This window comes from Viridibacillus sp. FSL R5-0888 (assembly GCF_038009105.1).
Taxonomy (GTDB): domain Bacteria; phylum Bacillota; class Bacilli; order Bacillales_A; family Planococcaceae; genus Viridibacillus; species Viridibacillus arenosi.
In genome coordinates, this window is sequence record NZ_JBBPAU010000001.1 from 2,899,110 (window position 1) to 2,918,034 (window position 18,925).

The window sequence follows — 18,925 nt, forward strand, 5'->3', positions numbered from 1 at the left end:
AATGGTTATTTACATTTTTGCTCCTCAATTCCGAACCCGTTAATAACCCAACAGACCGTTTACATTTGAATCGTTTGAAGTTTCTTTTTATCAATTTTCCCTACATGTGTTTTTGGTAGTTCAGGGATAAAATAAATATTCCGAGGGATTTTATAACTACCTAGATGACTTCTACAAAGGTCTTGAATTTCTTTAACATTATTAAATGCATCATCTGATACGATAAAAGCCGTAACGATTTCACCCCAGTGACAATCAGCAATTCCTATAACTGCGACCTCTTTCACCTTTGGATGAGTAATAATACATTGTTCCACCTCTTGAGGATAGACATTTTCCCCCCCTGAAATAATCATTTCTTTTACTCGTCCTACGATATAAATATCTCCGTCCAGATCCATCTTCGCTAAATCACCAGTACGAAGCCATCCATTAATAATAGTTTTAGCTGTCTCTTGTGGATTCTTCCAATATTCGCTGAACATATGCTTTCCTTTAATATATAGTTCTCCTACTTCATCACGTCCGCATTCTCTACCATTCGGAGCTTGAATTTTAACTTCATTAAATTGCATACACTTTCCAACAGATCCTAGTTTTATTGCGGCCTCCTCTGGTTGAATAACAAAATTATTGGGACCAGCTTCGGTTAATCCATAACCCTCTTTAAATGGTACTCCCTTTTGTAAGAAGGTTTTATGCACAGTGATGGGACATGGAGCTCCACCTGATAAAAATACTTTTATACTAGGAAAACTTGTTTTCTTGAATTCTTCTGTATCAATCATAGATTGATACATTGTCGGGACAAATAACGAAATTGTTGTGCTGTAAGTATTCAATGACTGGATTGCTTCTTGAGGATTGAATTTATTTCCTATTACAACTGTACCTCCAGCCATTAATATCGGAATTGATAATGCATTCAAGCCTCCCGTATGAAATAATGGCATATAATTTAATGTGCAATCATCACTACTAATATTCCAACTAATAATAGTATTGAAGGCATTCCAATTTACCGCATCATATGATAAGATTACACCCTTTGGCTTTCCAGTTGTCCCACCAGTATATATCATTAACCATGCGTCTTTCGAATTCCAATTATTTGTTGGTACATCGAAGTGCTCTGCTAAAATCTCTATTGTAATTGGGTATGCTTTCATATGTGGGTTATTAGCAATAAGCTTCATAAATTGATCTTCATATAGTATTAAGGCTGGTGTACAATCGTCAAGAATATAGTCAAGTTCTGAATGACTTAATCTCCAGTTTAAGGGAACATAGATGTAACCACCGATGGCACATGCAAAAAGAATGGCAAATAGATCAATTCTATTTTCCGCAATCACGGCGACCCGATCACCTTTTTGTAGACTGCAGCTTTTTAGAAACATAACCCACTTTGTCACTTCATAGCCCAATTGTTTATAGGACCAGCTTCTGTTGGTAGCAATATCAATCAACGATGTTTTTTTGGGGGTAATGGCAGCTCTTTTTAATATCCATGATTGCTCACTATGCATAACTTCTCCCCCCTTACATCATAATTCCACCATCAACCTGTAATACATGGCCTGTAATATAGCTTGCTTCTTCTGAAGCTAAAAATAGGTAAGCATTGGCAATATCTTCTGGAGCCGCTAAACGTTGTAAAGAAACGATGGATTCCATTTTCTCTAATACTTTAGATGGCATTTTTTCAACCATTGGTGTTCTAGTAAAACCTGGTGCAACTGCATTGACATTAATTCCTTTTCTACCTAGTTCTTTTGCCCAAGTTTTAGTCATCCCAACAATAGCTGCTTTTGTAGCTGCATAATTTGTTTGACCAACATTGCCGTAGACACCGCTGACAGATGATGTGTTAATAATTTTCCCATAGCCTTGTGCTACCATAGATGGCGTAACTGCTTGAGTACAATTGAAAACACCTTTTAAATTTACATCGATTACTTGATCAAACTGTTCTTCCGTCATTTTTGAAAGCATTGCATCATTTGTAATACCCGCATTATTTACTAAAATATCAATCTTATTATATTTGTTAATCACTTTTGCAATTACATTATTGACACTCTCACGTTTAGTTACATTGATAGGATAGAAAGCTACATCATAGTCATTTTCAAGGTATTTGGCTTCAACTTTATATCCGGCTTCTTCGTTGTAATCCGCAATAATAACTATTGCTCCTTCTTCTGCAAATCGTTTTACTGCTGCTAAACCAATTCCACTAGCTCCACCCGTAATCATTGCCACTTTATTTTGTAATCTCATTCCAATTCCTCCATTATATAAATAGTTCAATCTGATTAACTAGTTGTGTTAAATCATCTATTAATGGTGAATGACCACTGTCGTTCAGTTTTACTACTTTTGCACGTCCCTCAAAATCTTCTATTATCTCTTTTGTCATAGTCTCAGGTACTACGTAATCACGATCACCATAAATAATTAGTGTAGGTATTTGGATTTTCGCTACTTCGTTTTGTCCATGACTTACTTCATTCTTCTTAGAACTAATATTGAACGTATTTAACACATGATATACATCTGCAAGATTACGCTGTGTCAACATATCATCTATATAGGCTTCATACTGCAGTTCTGATGGTTGCTTATGCGTATAAATAAGCGCATTCCAAACTGCTTTTAATCCCTCACGATTCCCACTATCATATAAATTTTGCATAGGTACAGTTTTTACAGAATCTTTTTCAACTTCTTCTAGAGTAAGTAATCTCTTTAATAGATTAGGTGAACCATCCGGATTCGACGCATAAAATGCATAACCTCTTGTTGAAGCGGAAGCAAGTAGGACTAATTTATTACATAATCCGAGATAATCTGCACAAAATTGCATTGCAACAGCCCCCCCAGTAGACCAACCTACTAAAGTAAAATCTTTTAACCCGAGAGCATCTACCCATAGATTTAAGTCTTCGCTAAAGTCACGAATATGTGACACTCGTTTATTATAAGATGATTGACCGAATCCTCTTAAATCTGGTGATAGAATTGTAAATCGTCCATCAAGTTCTTCCATTAGTACATCCCAATGTTTTGAAGATGTCATATTGCCGTGAACAAGAATTATAAGCTCATCTCCACCAGCTCTTTCACGATAAGCTATCGTTTCTCCGTTAGATAACAGCACTTTTTTTAATACGTCTTGTTGCAATGTCATACAATCTCCTCCTCATGAGTTCCCCATTGAATTGTTACTGCCCCCCATGCATAACCAATACCTGCGCTAACAAGCGTGATAATATCTCCGTTTTTTATTATCCCTTTTTCTAAAGCTAACTCTAATGATAAAATTTGATCAATCTGACCAATATGTCCGTAATGTGATAAATAAATTGACTGTGATTCGTCTAGCCCTAGTGAATGAAGTACATAATCATGTGCTGACTTTTTCATATGAAGCATAGCAATATAATCCAATTGAGATTCGTCATATCCACTCTTCGATAAAGATTGGCGGATTACCTTTAAAAAGTTACTCAATGACTTTTGCTCAAGACGTGTCTTCATGCCTTCAGGATCTAGCACATCTAATTTATATGCACCTGCTTGTAGTAATTCAGGGGTCAATGGTTTTTTTGTTCCACCAACCGGTACAACTACATCTTCTGAAAAAGATCCGTCCGTTATCAAATCACTTTCAAGAACGATATTTTCTTTCACATCTTTTTGTAGAATCATAGCTCCTCCACCAGCGCCTAAGTTATACATGAACCGTGTTCGATCATTTGTATAATCGATGAAATCATGATTTCTATATCCTCCTGCAAGTAAGATAGTACGAATATCTTCATTAGCTAGCATTAAGCTTTTTGCAACTTTCATCGCCATTATCGTCGTTCCACATCGAAGCTGTACATCAAATGACCATGCATTTAAAGCACCAATTTCTTCTTGGATTTTAATAGCTGCTGTCCACAGTGGATATTCTTTATGCTCCTCACCGATATAAATAATGACATCAATATCTCGAGGGGATAAATTTGTCTTTTCTAAGGCTCTTTTGGCAGCCCAAACTGCCATTTGCACTGTATGATCTTCGTGTCCAGCAATCGTCTTTTCAATAATCCCCAATTTTGTTTTAACAATATCAACTGGAATATTCGATTTTTGACTAATCTCTTCAAAGGTCATACGATTTTTAGGTAAATAGATTCCGGTACTTACAATCCCTATATTCATTCAAATCGCTCCTTATCCTTGACCAAAGGTACAGATTGCGTAGGCAGTTGGGGTTTGGCTTTCTTCGATTTCCAAGTCAAATATTTCACATATACAGTACCAACAATGCCTTTTGGGAAGAAGATGACTGCTAAAATATAGAGCATCCCAAAGAAGATAATCCAGCGTTCAAAAATTGGGTAGTCATTAGCTAAACCTGATAGATAATGTTGAGCAGTTTCAATCACTAGACTGCCAACAATTGGCCCGATAAGTGTGCCAACACCACCAATTATCGTCATTAACAATGCATCTAATGTTATATCCATTGACATTACACTTGTATTGACGAAGCGGAGAGATATTGCATAGAGTGATCCTGACAGACTAGCAACAACACCAGCTACAACTGAAGCCGTTACCTTATAGTGTAATGTTCTAAATCCTAGTGATCGTGTCCTTTGTTCGTTTTCACGAACTGCAATTAGTACTTTTCCTAATGGAGAATTTACAAATCGTCTAAGTACAAGGAATACGACAACAAGACAGACTAAGACGAAGAAATAAAAGATAACACGATCTCTGAATACATCCGGAGCTCTGAAAGTAAAGCCGTCATTCCCTTTTGTAACAGTACGCCATTTCTCCGCTACAACTAAAAACAAACCTGAAATCGCCAATGTCAACATGGCAAAGAAATGGCTCTTTAAACGCAGTGTCAGGAGCCCAACTAGGAAACTAACAATACCAGCAAAAATCATACCTACAATAATCGAAATGAGGAAAATCATCATAGTATTGTTATAAGTACTAAGTAAAATGGCCGTTGTATATGCGCCTATTCCAAAAAACATAGCATGCCCAAACGACACAATTCCTGTATAACCGAGTAAAATATCATAACTCATGGCTAATATACTGAAAATAAATATTTGGGTCATTAGTATCGTTAACGTTCTAGAATCTGCAACATAGGGAAAGAAAATGAGTGCTATTATAATTATCAAAAATGTCAAATTTTTAAGAGAAAAGTATTTTTCATGTCTCATTTTTAGCCCTCCTTCGCATTTGTGAATAAGCCTTGTGGACGGAAGATTAATACAATAGCCATCAAAATCATATTGACCGCTAATGATAAATATGGAACATAGTACGCCATGAAACTACCCGCAAGCCCCACTAAAATTGCTGCCATTAATGAACCAGAGAAACTTCCCATCCCACCTATTACTACTACGATAAATCCTAAAATGGCATATTCCATTCCCATCTCTGCGTATATTACGCCCGAGTACGGAGCCATAAGCATTCCGCCGAATGCTGCCATTGCTGAACCGGTCATGAAAACGAATAAAAAAACACGTTTAATATTAATACCCAATACTTGCACCATTTCTTTATCCATCACACCAGCACGTACGATTAAACCGATTTTTGTTTTCTTTAATACATATTGAAATATTCCGAAAATAATAAGCCCAATAACGATAATAAAAATACGATATTTAATCACAATTACTTCACCGATTTCCCAGCTACCTGCTAAATATGAAGGTACATCTACAGGAATACTATTAGGTCCAAAAACAACCTTAATACATTCTGATAGTACTAACATAAATCCAAGCGTTATTAAAATTTGTTGTACATGATTGCCATATACGGGTGTGATGATTAATTTTTCCGTGATCCACCCTAGGACAAACCCTGTTACAATCGCACCTAGTATTCCGACTATAAAACTGCCTGACCATGTATAAACGAAGATTCCAGAATAAGCTCCCCAAACAAAAAGTCCCCCATGGGCAAAGTTCAAGACGTCCATTAATCCGAAAATAAGTGTCAATCCAGCCGCTAATAAAAAAATCAACATACCTGTGGCTAAACCATTTATAAATAAACTGATAAATAAATCCATACTCGATTCCCCCTAACCAATTCCTAAGTATTTCCGTTTCAATTCTTCATCTCCAATCAATTCAGCCATAGATCCTGAATGAACAGTTTTTCCATCATCTATTAATGTATAGGTATCACCAATCCGACTGGCCATAATAAAATTTTGTTCAACAAGAATAATCGTTGTTTTCTTTTTCATTTCTGTAATAGCTTCCATTACTTTTTCTACAACGATTGGAGCTAATCCCTTTGAAGGCTCATCTATCAATAAGAGTTTACTGTCATTTACAAATGCTCTTGCCATAGACAGCATTTGCTTCTGCCCCCCAGATAAATGCCCCCCAGCCTTTTTCCAAAACTTTTTCAAATCGGGAAATAACTCTAATATATATGCCTGTTTTTCATATACTTCATCTGTCTCTTTACGGATTGCAACTTTCATATTTTCTTCCACTGTTAAGTCCTTAAAAATACCTTGATCTTCTGGAACATAACCAATACCTAGATTGGCAATATCATAAGGCTTTCGTTTTGTAATGTCTTGCCCATCATAAATAACTTTTCCGTGGGAAGCAGGTGTCAAACCCATTATGGTTTTTAAAGTAGTTGTTTTACCCGCTCCATTTCTACCAAGCAATACCGATACTTTCCCTTCTATTGCTTCAAATTGAATCCCTTGTAAAATATGATATTGTCCAATATGTGTTTGAAGCTGATCAAGGTTTAATAAGCTGTTCATCATATAGCCCTCCTAAATACGCGTTTTGTACAGTTTCATTGTCCATAATTTCTGAAGGCGTTCCATCTGCTAAAAGCTTCCCATTAAAGAGCACCATGATTGAATCTGAAAGATCTAAAATCATATCCATCTTATGCTCAATGAGCAGTATGGTTTTGTCTCCTTGTTCTTTTATTGAACGTATTACCTCTAAGATAGCCGGTACTTCTTCTAAAGACATACCAGCAGTTGGTTCATCCAATAGTAAAATTTCAGTATTTAGAGCTAGTAACATTGCAATTTCTAGTTTACGTTTTTCACCATGAGATAGTTGACTTGCAACTGCATTCACTTTGTTATCAAGCAATACTTGACCCAATATTTCTACTGCTTCGTTGGTAATCGATTTATACTGCAAATAGTGTTTATAAAAATTAAACCTTACCTTTTCACGAGATTGCACTGCAAGTCTAACATTCTCCAAGACTGTAAGATTTGGAAAGACATTTGTGATTTGAAAAGAGCGACCAAGTCCTTTTCGTGTACGTTCGATAGACGAATCATCTGCTAACGATTCCCCTTTCAAAAAAATTTCTCCCTCTGTTGGTTTCAATTCACCACTTAGTAGGTTGAAAAAAGTAGTCTTTCCTGCACCATTTGGACCAATAATTGATTTGAAATGCTTTGCCTGCATTTGAAAATTCACGCCATCAACTGCACGATGCCCCCCAAATTGAATACTTAAATTTTCTGTCCTAATGATAGGTTCCATCCTCATTCCTCCTAAGTCTAGCTCTCTTAAAAACTTCTTATGTAAAAAGTTTTTAAGAGAGCCAGGCCAAATTTATGGTCTGAACTCTCGTATATTTATTTTTTATTTTGAATTGGCGGAGCTGTTTCGTCAGGTGTTAGTTCACGAATTAATACCGGAACAGGGTAGTCAACACCTTTTTGTTCTTCAAGTTTAATAGAATACATAGGCTGTAATGCTTGGTGATCCTCTTTACGGAACGTCATTTTTCCTTTCGGTGTCTCAAAAGACATACCTTCCATTAATGGAATAAGCGTATTACCATCTGCATTACCATCTGATTTTTTTAACGCCTCAACAATAGATACAGCAGATGAAAATCCACCTGGTGTAAATAAGTCTGGCACTTCATTGTTAAAACGTTTTTTATGCTCTTCTACTAACCAATCATTCACTTTGTTTTTTGGTAATGTATGATAATATACTGAGAATCCTTCCATGCCTACAAGGGGCTTCATCAATTGAAGAGCGGTAATGTCAGGTGCACCTGTCGAAATTTTTATACCTTTTTCTGTTAACTTAAGATCTGCAATTTGATTCCAAGGTGAATTTGTACCAGCCCATACAACAAATAGATATTCAGGTTTTGCCTTCACAACTTTCTGTAAGTTAGATGTGAAATCTGTTGCAGCTGGATCAGCATATTCTTCTAAAACAACTTCTGCTCCTAACTTTTCTGCTGCTGCTTTAAAAGCCTTAACTCCATCCCAACCGAAAGAATAATCCGGTGCAAATGTTGCAATTTTTGTTCCTTTTTTAGCAATCGCCGCTGCTGCTGCATAAGCGTCTTGAGAAGAATTTCTTGCTGTACGGAAGATAAATGGGTTGAACTCAGCGCCAGTAATACTATCTGCAACAGCTGGTTCTACAATCATAATTTTCTCGTATTCTTCAGCTAGTGGTAAGACAGCTAATGTATCTCCAGAACTAGATGAACCTACTAAGAAATCTACCCCATCATCTTCTAATAACTTTGTTGCTTTTTGCACTGCTACTTCTGGTTTAGTTTCAGTATCCTCCCAAACAACTTCAATTTTCTTACCTGCAACTTCCATCTTGCCATTTGTTGCATAATCTAGCCCTAGTTCAAAGCCTTTTTTTGTTTGTTTTCCATAAGACTCTAATGCACCAGATAAAGAGGCCAATACACCAACTTTAATTGTCCCTCCTTCTTTTTCACCCTTTTCCGAAGAGGATCCACTTGTTTTCTTGTCACTTCCACATGCAGCGAGTAAAAGCGTTACTGCTACTAATAGAATCGCCAACCATTTTTTCATTTAAATACCTCCCTCTTATTTTTTAAAGCGCTTTCATCTTGCTGTAGAAGTATCATAACTAATCCTAGTTACAAATTAGTTACAAAGAAAAAGGACCCTACGTTTTCACAGAGGGCATGCACTCCAATCAACTAGCTTATGGAGCTTCGAAAAGCGAGAACGAATAAAAAAGACGTAGGTAAAAATCAAACACAAACGTATTACTTTGACATAGAAAAATGTAAGGTTTGTCCATTACAAGATGGCTGTTATAAAGACGGTGCCAAAAGCAAACGGAATCAGTTTCCATAAAATCAACCGAACATGAAGAGCAAGCAGCTTTTCAAGAAACCGAAAGATTCAAAGACTTAGCAAAAAAGCGCTATAAAATTGAAGCGAAGAATAGTGAGTTAAAATCCGCATGTCTACAATACGGCAAAATCGGCGGGTTTATTTGGCCTGGAAGTCCAAGGAGCTACAACAATATTTGCAGTGAATTTGAAACGTATCTGGAAGCTATTAAATGAAGAATAAGGAAATACCAAAAAAACACCGGCTTTCTGTTCAAAATCGAACAAAAAGTGCCGGTGTTTACTATTGAAGAACATTACATTTTAAAAACGTAAGTTTTTCAGTGCCCTCCGTTTTCACATAAGGTCATTTTAAAATCATCTCATACATCTGTATGGTTGTTTCCATTGGTTCAATATTCAATTCGTCTTTTAATACTTGTTCACATTTTTCAAACCATCTGACAGCCTGAGTACGATTTTGAAGTTGAAAATATCCATACATGATTAGGCGATATCCTTCTTCCCAAGTATTATCTTGCTTCAACAAGTGCTCTGCCCAATACACTGTTTTGCTAAATTCTTTTAATCGGACATAATTCTGTGCTAAGCGTTCAATTCCTTCCATATAAATATATTTCAATTCTTCTCGTATATCTTGAAGCCATTCTGATTGTTTCTTATCCGCGATAAAATCACCTGTGTATATTCGGATTCCTCTTAAAAGCCATTCATTCGAAAGATTAGGATTTTTCTGTTGCATGCCCAAAGATATAAATTGTCTGAAAAAATATAAATCACTTTTCATACACTGCTGTGTAATGAGCTTGTACATTGATTGCTTTCGAACAACGTATGCACTTTCTATTCTGGGAAGACGATTTGGTTCTAGCACTTTTAATAATGCATTATAGGCAACTTTGAAATCTCTTGTCATCGTTTCCTCAGTAGCTTTTGGCCATAGTACATTAATTATTTCTTCTTTGGAAACAAATCTCGTACGATTTAGATATAGGTAAATGAATAATTCCTTTGCCTTTTCTCGTTGCCACTCTTTTTCTACTATTACTTCACCATCGCGATATAGAGTTATAGCTCCAAATAGCTGAATAGTATACATATGCGCTGGTACAGGTATATCAGCATCTATTTCTATCAATTTATAAAAGTGTTTTGTTTTAACAGCTGATTTTTTTAATGTATTCCAATGATGCATCATTTGCCACCATACTAAATTATGTTGAGGACCAAAGATATGTTGGTCTCTTACAAAGAAATCATATTTTTTCTCTACAATAGTTGCCATACATAATTCAAAATTTGAAGTAAATTCAACTTCATCATTTTGCATATAAGCGATATAAGCACGCCAAAAGCTAACAATTGTCAGTCCAAAATAATCTTTTGAGTTTTTAAACTTACTTTCTGCGCTCTTAATAGCTTCTTTTGCCTCTAGGTAATGTGCATGTTCCACATAAACTATTGATAAGGCTACATAAAGTAAAGCCGAAACCCAATGATCATGCACTTTTTCCGTTTCTTTTAACCCTAATTTTATATTGAAAAGTGCTTGCTCAAGTTGTTGCTGTCTACTTTTTACAATTGCTAGTCCCATATAGGACTCGGCTTTTGCACGTTTCACATCCATACTATCCATTATTTCGATGGTCTTTTCATAATATTGTTCCGCTTCAGCAATATCTGCCGGATTCAAAACCAATAATGTATGTCCTTTACGAAGATAGGCTACTGCTAGAATGTACTGTGCATGTTCATTTTCCTTTTTCAAGATGCTTTTATTTGCTGATTCTAGTGCTGTTACATAATCACCTAATAAGATTAAAATAAATGAATATAAAACATCGGTCTCACGATAAGTATCTGAAATAAGACTATATGAATCTAAACGATTTTCTAATAAGCTTCTTGCTTCCTGAAGTTTGCCTTGCCTTAATAATATTCTTGCATCCAAATTTCCTTGCCTAACTACACGAGAAGAAAGACCCACATCCGAAACCCACTTTTCTGCTTCATACGGTTTGCCTAAGTTCACTAGATTTTCTGCATATTGTTTTTGTATAAATTGCAGATAATCTTCTTCTAACTTCGCTTGTTCCACCAATTCAAGTGCTTCTTGTAAATAAGTTTCAGCAAGTGACGGTTGAATAGTATCCAAATAGATATGTGCAATCCCAGCCTTGGCTCTTAATAAATAATCATAAGACAAGCATTCTTTTGCGCATATAATACATTTTTCATACGCTTTTTTTGCTTTTTCATACTGTGCACGATATCTTTGACTTTCACCTTCATAATAATAAAGTTGAAAATGGTTTGCCATTGTACTAGCTGATAGTTCACGAATACGTTCGATAAACCAATCGAATTTTCCTTCTTCTATAAACTGATTTGCAAAATAAGCTAAAGTAGATGCAATCAAATCTTCATTTTTTGTTTTCATCGCATGATGAACGGTTTTTACAGGGTTTCTTTGTTGAGTAAAATATTTTGTAGCCTTTAAATGCAACGAGTGATAAGTATCTAAATCCTGTTCCATCAGTTTCAATTCTAAAAATTGCTGAAATAACACATGATATCGAAACTCTGTGTATCCACTTAATGGCTGGATAAAAACATGTTTATTGACTAGAATTTTAAGCTGCTCTTCAAAAACCTCCCCGTAGAATACTTCTATTAATTCATACGAAAATGTTTCAAAAATGCTAAATTTCATAATTGCATCCTGTTCGAAATCATTTAGCCCCTCAAATACTTCATACGATAAATAAGTGAAAAAGTCATTTGACGAAAGATTCTGTAATTTATCTATAGATTTCTCTAAATCAATAGATTGAGTGGCGAGAAATAAAATAGCAATAGCCCAACCTTCTGTTGTCCGGAGAATCTTGGCCACTTGTTCCTTTGTTATATAATGTTGAAAGTAATCTTCAAAGAATACCTGGATTTCTTCTGCAGAAAAGACAAAATCTTCTTCTACACATTCAACCAATTGATGATTTAACCTTAAATTCCGTATACACCCCCAAGAAGGATATGTTCTTGAAGAAATAATTAGATGAACATTTGGTGGTAAATGTAATATCAGTTTCTCCATGATGTAATGAATATGAAAAATATGATCCACTAAATAGTAATCATCTAATATTACAAAAAATGGTTCTCGCATCTTGCAAAACTCATTTACAAACATAGTAAAAAGCTTATTTAACTCTTCAACTTTAGGAAACATTGAAAGCTGATCCCAACCAATCATTGTTTCTCCAAAAGAAGGATATACTTTCCGCACACTATAAAACAAGTGACGTAAAAATGGCAAAACATCGTCATCATCTTCTGTCACTTGATACCAAGAGAAAGCATTGGATTGATCTGCTAAAAATTGTGCCAATGCGGAACTTTTACCAAAACCTGCTCCACCATGTAAAATAGTAAGCTTTGTATGATGACTTCGTGCTAACTTTTTCATGACCTTTGCTCGTCTCATATAATGTATAGCAGGTTCTGGTGGAATAAGCTTAGATATCAATATGTTGTCTTCCATATTGTACCCCTTTCTCATTCTCATTGATTTACATTTCTATATTAAAAGTGCTTTACTCCATTGATGATAAAACACACTAATCGTTTCAAAACGATGTGAGGGATTATTTTCTAATGCTTTTGAGCAAATATTATATAGATCTATTGAAGCCTCCCACATTTCGAAACTTTTATCACTTCGTCCTCCTATAAACGCATATGCTAAACCTGCTAAAGTATATACATTTGTAGCACTTGTAATTTCAGCGTTTAATCGATATTCTTCAGGTGCTTTATACCGACTAGAACCCCAAAAATCCTCACCAATATCATTAAAGACAGGTGCTTTTTTAAAAAAATCAATGTCGCAAATATGCAATTTATTATTTTTGAAATTATATAGTATGCTACCATCATAGAAATCAACCATCACATATCCTTTATCTTCTACAAAAACCGCAAATTCATATATTTGGTTCAATATCGAAATACGTTCTTTTAAAGATAAACTCCTTAATTTCACAAAAGGAGAATCAGGAGAATTGTACTTTTCAAAAGGCGTAAAATCCCAATGATTATGCATACATTCTCCTTCTACCCATTTAAATTTCAATCCGTAACCATTTTCTGTCTGAAATGTCCCTATGCATTGAATTAATAAGGGGTGATCAATATGTTGATAAACTTTCTTTGCTTCTTTTAGGCGTTTAATCGCTGACTTTATATCTCCAGTATATTCTAAATTTCTTGCACCTGCATATTTAATGAAATAACGTTCGTCATTTTCTATAATTCCAAAACAAATGTTTCCTGAATCCTGCTGATCAAAAATAGTAAATACTTTTACTGCTTTAAGCCAATTAAAATCATGATATTCTCTTAACTCTAATAATAATTTATTGCTTCCAATGCATACTTTAACCAAATTTTGCTCCTTCATTGAGCTTACGTAGTTTATAGAGGGGTGATACGTTTACTCAAAATTGATATACCTCTAAAATGTTTGGCGAATTTTTCATATAACATCATACCTTTCAATATATTTCCATTTAGTAAAGTATTCGAAAACCGAATATTCTTATATTAATTGTACAGTAATTACTAAAAGCCTACACTAATAAATTCTTTGCAAGAGTACGTAGTATTTATGTTTAGTTTTTTGGCACACTTACGGAGACGTGAGCAAGATTGGTTATATGTTATTCAATAAAAGGACAGTGAGATTTAAAAGGGGGGTTTAGGAATTTGCGAGAATACATAAAACTATACATGAAAATGCTTTACTTGTTCCCGTAGCTTCGCATGAGGTAAATGAGAAGAAGGCATAAGAACACTACTATGTTATTAATTAAGCTTTTTCTTAAATAGCCATCCACCACCAACAGAGATTATAATTCCACAAATAAAAGCAGAGCAAACGAACATATCAATCTTCCCAATCGCAAACAACAGAATAGGACAAATCAACAAGAAAATCCTCCAACTAATAACAAGCTTTTTTAATATTCTTCCCCCATCACAACCTTAAATATATACGCTAGCAGTTTGTTAAATATCACTATAATGATTAATTATTTTCTTTTTATTGTTAATTAATAGGAGGTGCTGATTTTCGAATACGCCCATTTTATTAAGTTATAGAAAATCAACAGTAAAATAGCCAAAAATAAAAAAATGTATGCAACTGAAATTACTTAGTAATGTAATTCATTCATAATATGTGTAACATATTATGAATGAATTATCATGTACAATTACTTGTCTTTAGTGTTACAGAGTAGAAGGTCTCTTTTCCCCATGTAAATCACTTTGACGCAAGTTGAATTTTTTCAGTGTTTTGTATGAACTCATTGTAGGTATTATTAATTCGAATAATCGTTTCAGAAGTATTAACTGCTTTGTTTGTTAGAAGTGCTTTTTTGTTAGCTTCACTTAGCTTATTGTACGTAATATCGTATTGTGAGCCTGGACCACTGTTTTTCCAAGCCATAAACTGAATCGTTCTCCCCACAGTAACAAAAGTATTGTTTTTAAATGTTGGGTTAATTGCGCCACTAGCTAAAATCCCACGAGTACTAGCATTACCATTCGCTACATTCCGGATTAAATTTTTTTCAATAACAGAATTCGTCCAATTCATGACACGAATAGCATCCAAGCGTGTTTTGTCAATTTGATTATTACGAATGATAACTTTATCATGATACATTTTACCTGAATATTTATGGGTACCTATAGCTCGATCAAGATTCTTAAATTTATTGTTTTCAATTGTTATATTTTGATTTGGCGTTTTATCATACTTGCTCCATTTTTGACTCCACCCTGCTGTCGTTTTATCCGGTGTATCAATATTAATGGCTTCTTTGTTCTTGTTTGCTGATGCTTTGGAATTTGTAAACGTATTTTTTCGTATAACAACATTCTTAGAAGCATCTAGTTCGATAAAATGTCCAGAATACATATTCTTAAATTGAATATTTTCCACTTTTACATTTTGGTTATGCCCCATGATCAAGGCAATGCTATCTTTCTCGTAATTCATATCAATTGTTACTTTACCTTCACCTATAAAGGAAATATTCTTTTCACCATTATATTTGCCATATACACCCGATTTATTGGCTTTTGATGGTTTGATTAATTGAAAAATTGATTTTGAAGCTTTAAATTTGCTTGTACCCGTTTTCTGACCTTTAACAATACTTACGCCATCCTTCATTTTTATTGTTACATTCGATGGAACATATAGCGTATTACTAATTATGTAAGTTCCTTTTTTTAATACGAGCGTTCCGCCACCTTTTTTCTCCAATTTCTCTAGATAGGAACGTAGAACATAATAATGCTTAGTATTACTATTATATGTAGTGTATTTCAACATCTTTTTATCTACAGGTACTGTTTTTGGTGAAATTGTATAAACACTCTTTGTGGCAGCTTCTACAGAATTAGGTGTAACCCCTATCCAAATACTCAGCATCAACACAGTAGCAGCCAATAATGAGCCCATTCTCTTTAATTGCATAATCATGTTGTAAAATTCTCCTTCTCAAAAAATGATAATAATATGGACAGATTTTCATATACTTTTTTGCAAAACCTCTTATCACCCTATTCCAATACGTATTCACTATACATTGTTTTTTATACGAACTCTACATGGAATGTTACAACTTAATGTAGAATATTATATTCATATTAAGTTATTAGAAACATTTTCTGTTTTCACACCACTTGGAAAGGAAATTGATAAAAAAATGAAACTTTTCTCATTGAATTTCAATCTTACTTAAAAAATGAAAGATAAATGAAATTTCCCAAAAGAAATTCTTTGTTAAAATAAAAAGCAACAATACTAAAAAGTGTTGTCACATGGAGAAAAATGTATTCTTCAAGATATAGTGGAGGAAAAAATGAGATTAGAAAAACAATTAATCAAAAAGATATATTATGAAACATTCCTAATAGACAATGAAACACATCCACCTCTTCAAGTACTTGGGGAAGCTTATTTAAACGAACAAAAAAATGAGATTTCCGATGGATCTTATATTCGTTTTGCACAAGGTGAATTTTATTATCACCATCAAGATTTTGAATCAGCTATTTTTAAATGGGAGAAAGTTAGTAATGAATTAGCACCATGGGCACAAAAGAATATTGCGGATGCTTACTTCGAACTTAACCAATTATCAGTTGCTGAAAATGTTTATACCTCCATTACTACTGATAACAAAATACTTATGACTGAAATTGTACTGCAATTACTATCTCTTTACATCGAGCAAAATAATCTTGATTCAGCTTTCGCTGCTATTAAAGAAGCGGTTTCTTTAAATCCCGATTATCCAAATGTTACAAAAATTGCACGTTCCTTTTATGAAGAACAGCGAGATTTTGACAGTGCAGTAGAGCTTGCTGTGAATGAGTTAATTCGAACAGAATCTTCTCCTTGGTTTGAGGTTCTAAAAGAATATATCAATAATGGATTTACTAAAAATATTTCACCAGACTATTTTTATGAAGTATTAGTTACATTAAATAATGTTGATCAAGTACAATTTACCCAAATTGTTTCATCACTTTGGCACAGCTATAAAAATGAACAAAATTACTTATTATGGCTCAAAACAATAAATGAATTTTTCTTACTAATCGAAATCCATTCTTCCGATATATGGGACAACATTTCTTCTCTTTACGAAGAAACGTACTTTGAATTAATCCAAGGTCAATATATGCTCAGAGAATTACACGATATCATTCCAAATCTTTTAACAAATTGGTTAAAGGTAGCCAATCCGTCTCATTCTGTATTTCCATCTGCTGCAGTTTTGGCATGGGATGAGATTTTCCCTTCCGAAATAGATTCAGCAAATATAAAACATGCGGAAAACCTACTGTCATATTCTATTAATCATGTGAATGGCTTAGAGTATAGTTTACATCTTTTTGAATCTATTACACAGTGGGCACAAAAACATGATTTAGAAATAGGTCATCGATTTAGATGGTTAGTTAGCGAGCTTGCAGATTTAAGAACAAATCGCCTTTTAGTGACTGGAACTTCAGGAAACGGAAAAGCTTCATTTATTAACTCTATACTTGGTGAAAATATATTAGAAAACTCAGTCTCAAATGTAGTTGTCTTTAATAATGAAGCTCATACAGAAATTAACGCGATATCAGATTCAGCAATTACAACAACTGAGAATTTCTCAGATTACCATAACATGATGTCTCTGCACCCTCAATCAGATAGAGATAGAGCATATGTTGAATTTAAATTACCATGCAGATTTTTAAGTAAAAATAAACTTACTTTGGTTGTTACACCAAGCTTTAATAGGAACAACGACACTAGAGATGAGACATTTGAATATTTAAATTCTGTAGACGAATTATTATTCGTATTGAATGCGGATTCACCTTTTACTGACAAAGAACGTGATATTCTATTAAGTATTCAAGAACATACACCAAATCTACAAATTCATTTCTTATTAAATAAAATCGATAACATTTACAGTGAAGCAGAAGCAAAAAGAGTTTTAGATGATACGCAAGTGAGAATAAACGCATATTTCCCGCATGCGCGAATTTTCCCTTACTCTTCGTTATATACAAATAGTCAACAACTAAACAAATTATCTGAGTTTATTCATTCTAACTTTAACCATAAAAATATCGATGCAGAACGTACTGAAAAGCTATTGTTTTTCATTCGAAAAACAATTTCATATCTTTTGGATAAACGCATCGAGATGGAAAATAACCTAGTGGATTCTATTAATTGGAATGAAGATATGTTAGTTAAACTAAATGGTTTTATTAATAACCTTACTGCTTTTGAGAAGGAAAAAATTCATTTAATTACAGAATCATATCGGACAATGAAATACGAAATTGCTAATGATCTTACAGAACATATTCCGAAACTATTACAGAGTTGTTCTGATTTAATTAGTGAAGAAAGCGATTTTGGGCACATTGACATTGAACTAAATACAGCGATGAACGAAAGAGTTCAAAAATATCTAGAAAAAACTGTGTTACCTAATCTTGCTCGCTCTATGCAAAATTGGATTGCAACTTCTAATAATGAGTTCCTTCAAAGTCAATCGTACTTAGAAGAAATCAGTGAAGAACTTAATTCTTTATATGGAGAAAATCGAATACAGCTAGAATGTGACTTTAAAGTGCTTGATGACTGGCGGAGAGATACCGATAGAATGACAACTAGAATACAAATGGAAGAAGTAAATATCTTGCGCAGATTTACACCAGCACAATTTTTACTGAAAAGTGCCGGTAAATTGTTTGGCGTTCTTCCTAAAAATAAAGCTATGTTATATAACAAATACAAACAGTATTTAGAAAATGAAGATTATACTGATGTAACGGATTCTATTATGAACAAATTTTTCTTGCAATTTGAGCTATTTGAAAACGCTCAAGCGCGGGATATTAATATATTCTTTAGAAGTCCATTTGGCGAGTTGGAACAAGCTGTAGAAAACACTCATATAGAAATACAAGAAAAACAAGATACACTGCATAAAATGAAATCAAATCCTGAAGTTTATCATGATCCTATAACGCTCTTTGAATTAAGATTACGTCAATGTGAAGTCATCTTAAATAAAGGTGAGGATTATTCCTATACAGATTTAACTTTAGAAACAAACATAGAGTAAAAATAATATAACTCCAA

Annotated in this window: 13 protein-coding genes and 1 pseudogene; 2 read left to right on the plus strand and 12 right to left on the minus strand. The window is 34.0% G+C overall.

The features are described from left to right. Positions 1 to 59: 59 nt before the first annotated feature. The 9 genes from MKY02_RS14490 to MKY02_RS14530 all read right to left on the minus strand — a co-directional run bounded on the left by MKY02_RS14490 (position 60) and on the right by MKY02_RS14530 (position 8,899). Positions 60 to 1,529 (minus strand): class I adenylate-forming enzyme family protein, encoded by a 1,470-nt coding sequence (locus MKY02_RS14490; RefSeq protein WP_340711428.1) that lies wholly within the window; start codon positions 1,527 to 1,529, stop codon positions 60 to 62. A gap of 13 nt (positions 1,530 to 1,542) precedes the next feature. Further along, positions 1,543 to 2,283 carry a 3-oxoacyl-ACP reductase FabG gene (gene fabG, locus MKY02_RS14495; protein ID WP_038190166.1) on the minus strand — a complete coding sequence of 247 codons (741 nt, stop codon included), beginning with the start codon at positions 2,281 to 2,283 and terminating at the stop codon, positions 1,543 to 1,545. A 13-nt stretch (positions 2,284 to 2,296) separates the two neighbouring features. Then, a complete protein-coding gene (gene phaZ / locus MKY02_RS14500; RefSeq protein ID WP_076065128.1) occupies positions 2,297 to 3,193 on the minus strand; it encodes an intracellular short-chain-length polyhydroxyalkanoate depolymerase in 897 nt (298 codons plus the stop codon). Next, the gene (locus tag MKY02_RS14505; protein WP_076065129.1) at positions 3,190 to 4,215 is read right to left on the minus strand and encodes a 3-oxoacyl-ACP synthase; all 1,026 of its coding nucleotides are present in this window, start codon (positions 4,213 to 4,215) and stop codon (positions 3,190 to 3,192) included. The genes phaZ and MKY02_RS14505 overlap by 4 nt, the downstream gene beginning before the upstream one ends. Further along, positions 4,212 to 5,243: a branched-chain amino acid ABC transporter permease gene (locus MKY02_RS14510; protein ID WP_053417073.1), complete on the minus strand. Its 1,032-nt coding sequence runs from the start codon at positions 5,241 to 5,243 to the stop codon at positions 4,212 to 4,214. Before MKY02_RS14510 ends, MKY02_RS14505 begins: the two co-directional genes overlap by 4 nt. A gap of 2 nt (positions 5,244 to 5,245) precedes the next feature. Beyond that, on the minus strand, positions 5,246 to 6,112 hold the full coding sequence (locus MKY02_RS14515) for a branched-chain amino acid ABC transporter permease (protein WP_038190178.1): 867 nt from the start codon (positions 6,110 to 6,112) through the stop codon (positions 5,246 to 5,248). Between the two features lie 12 nt (positions 6,113 to 6,124). Then, positions 6,125 to 6,832 (minus strand): ABC transporter ATP-binding protein, encoded by a 708-nt coding sequence (locus tag MKY02_RS14520; RefSeq protein WP_076065130.1) that lies wholly within the window; start codon positions 6,830 to 6,832, stop codon positions 6,125 to 6,127. Beyond that, the gene (locus MKY02_RS14525; RefSeq protein ID WP_038190185.1) at positions 6,810 to 7,583 is read right to left on the minus strand and encodes an ABC transporter ATP-binding protein; all 774 of its coding nucleotides are present in this window, start codon (positions 7,581 to 7,583) and stop codon (positions 6,810 to 6,812) included. The genes MKY02_RS14520 and MKY02_RS14525 overlap by 23 nt, the downstream gene beginning before the upstream one ends. A gap of 95 nt (positions 7,584 to 7,678) precedes the next feature. After that, entirely contained in the window at positions 7,679 to 8,899 is a 1,221-nt protein-coding gene (locus tag MKY02_RS14530) for a substrate-binding domain-containing protein (RefSeq protein ID WP_340711429.1), read from the minus strand. 138 nt (positions 8,900 to 9,037) lie between these two features. Here MKY02_RS14530 and MKY02_RS14535 point away from each other — a divergent pair. Beyond that, positions 9,038 to 9,412, plus strand: a pseudogene (locus tag MKY02_RS14535) (transposase); the annotation flags it as partial. Between the two features lie 123 nt (positions 9,413 to 9,535). On the opposite strand, the gene MKY02_RS14540 reads toward MKY02_RS14535, so the two are convergent. The 3 genes from MKY02_RS14540 to MKY02_RS14550 all read right to left on the minus strand — a co-directional run bounded on the left by MKY02_RS14540 (position 9,536) and on the right by MKY02_RS14550 (position 15,742). Then, on the minus strand, positions 9,536 to 12,730 hold the full coding sequence (locus MKY02_RS14540) for a BTAD domain-containing putative transcriptional regulator (protein WP_340711430.1): 3,195 nt from the start codon (positions 12,728 to 12,730) through the stop codon (positions 9,536 to 9,538). A gap of 36 nt (positions 12,731 to 12,766) precedes the next feature. Continuing rightward, positions 12,767 to 13,633, minus strand: coding sequence for a serine/threonine protein kinase (locus tag MKY02_RS14545; protein ID WP_038190199.1), 867 nt, complete (start codon positions 13,631 to 13,633; stop codon positions 12,767 to 12,769). Between the two features lie 879 nt (positions 13,634 to 14,512). After that, a complete protein-coding gene (locus MKY02_RS14550) occupies positions 14,513 to 15,742 on the minus strand; it encodes a right-handed parallel beta-helix repeat-containing protein (protein WP_081730149.1) in 1,230 nt (409 codons plus the stop codon). A 382-nt stretch (positions 15,743 to 16,124) separates the two neighbouring features. Here MKY02_RS14550 and MKY02_RS14555 point away from each other — a divergent pair, with 382 nt between their 5' ends. After that, positions 16,125 to 18,908, plus strand: coding sequence for a dynamin family protein (locus tag MKY02_RS14555; RefSeq protein ID WP_038190201.1), 2,784 nt, complete (start codon positions 16,125 to 16,127; stop codon positions 18,906 to 18,908). Positions 18,909 to 18,925 lie beyond the last annotated feature (17 nt).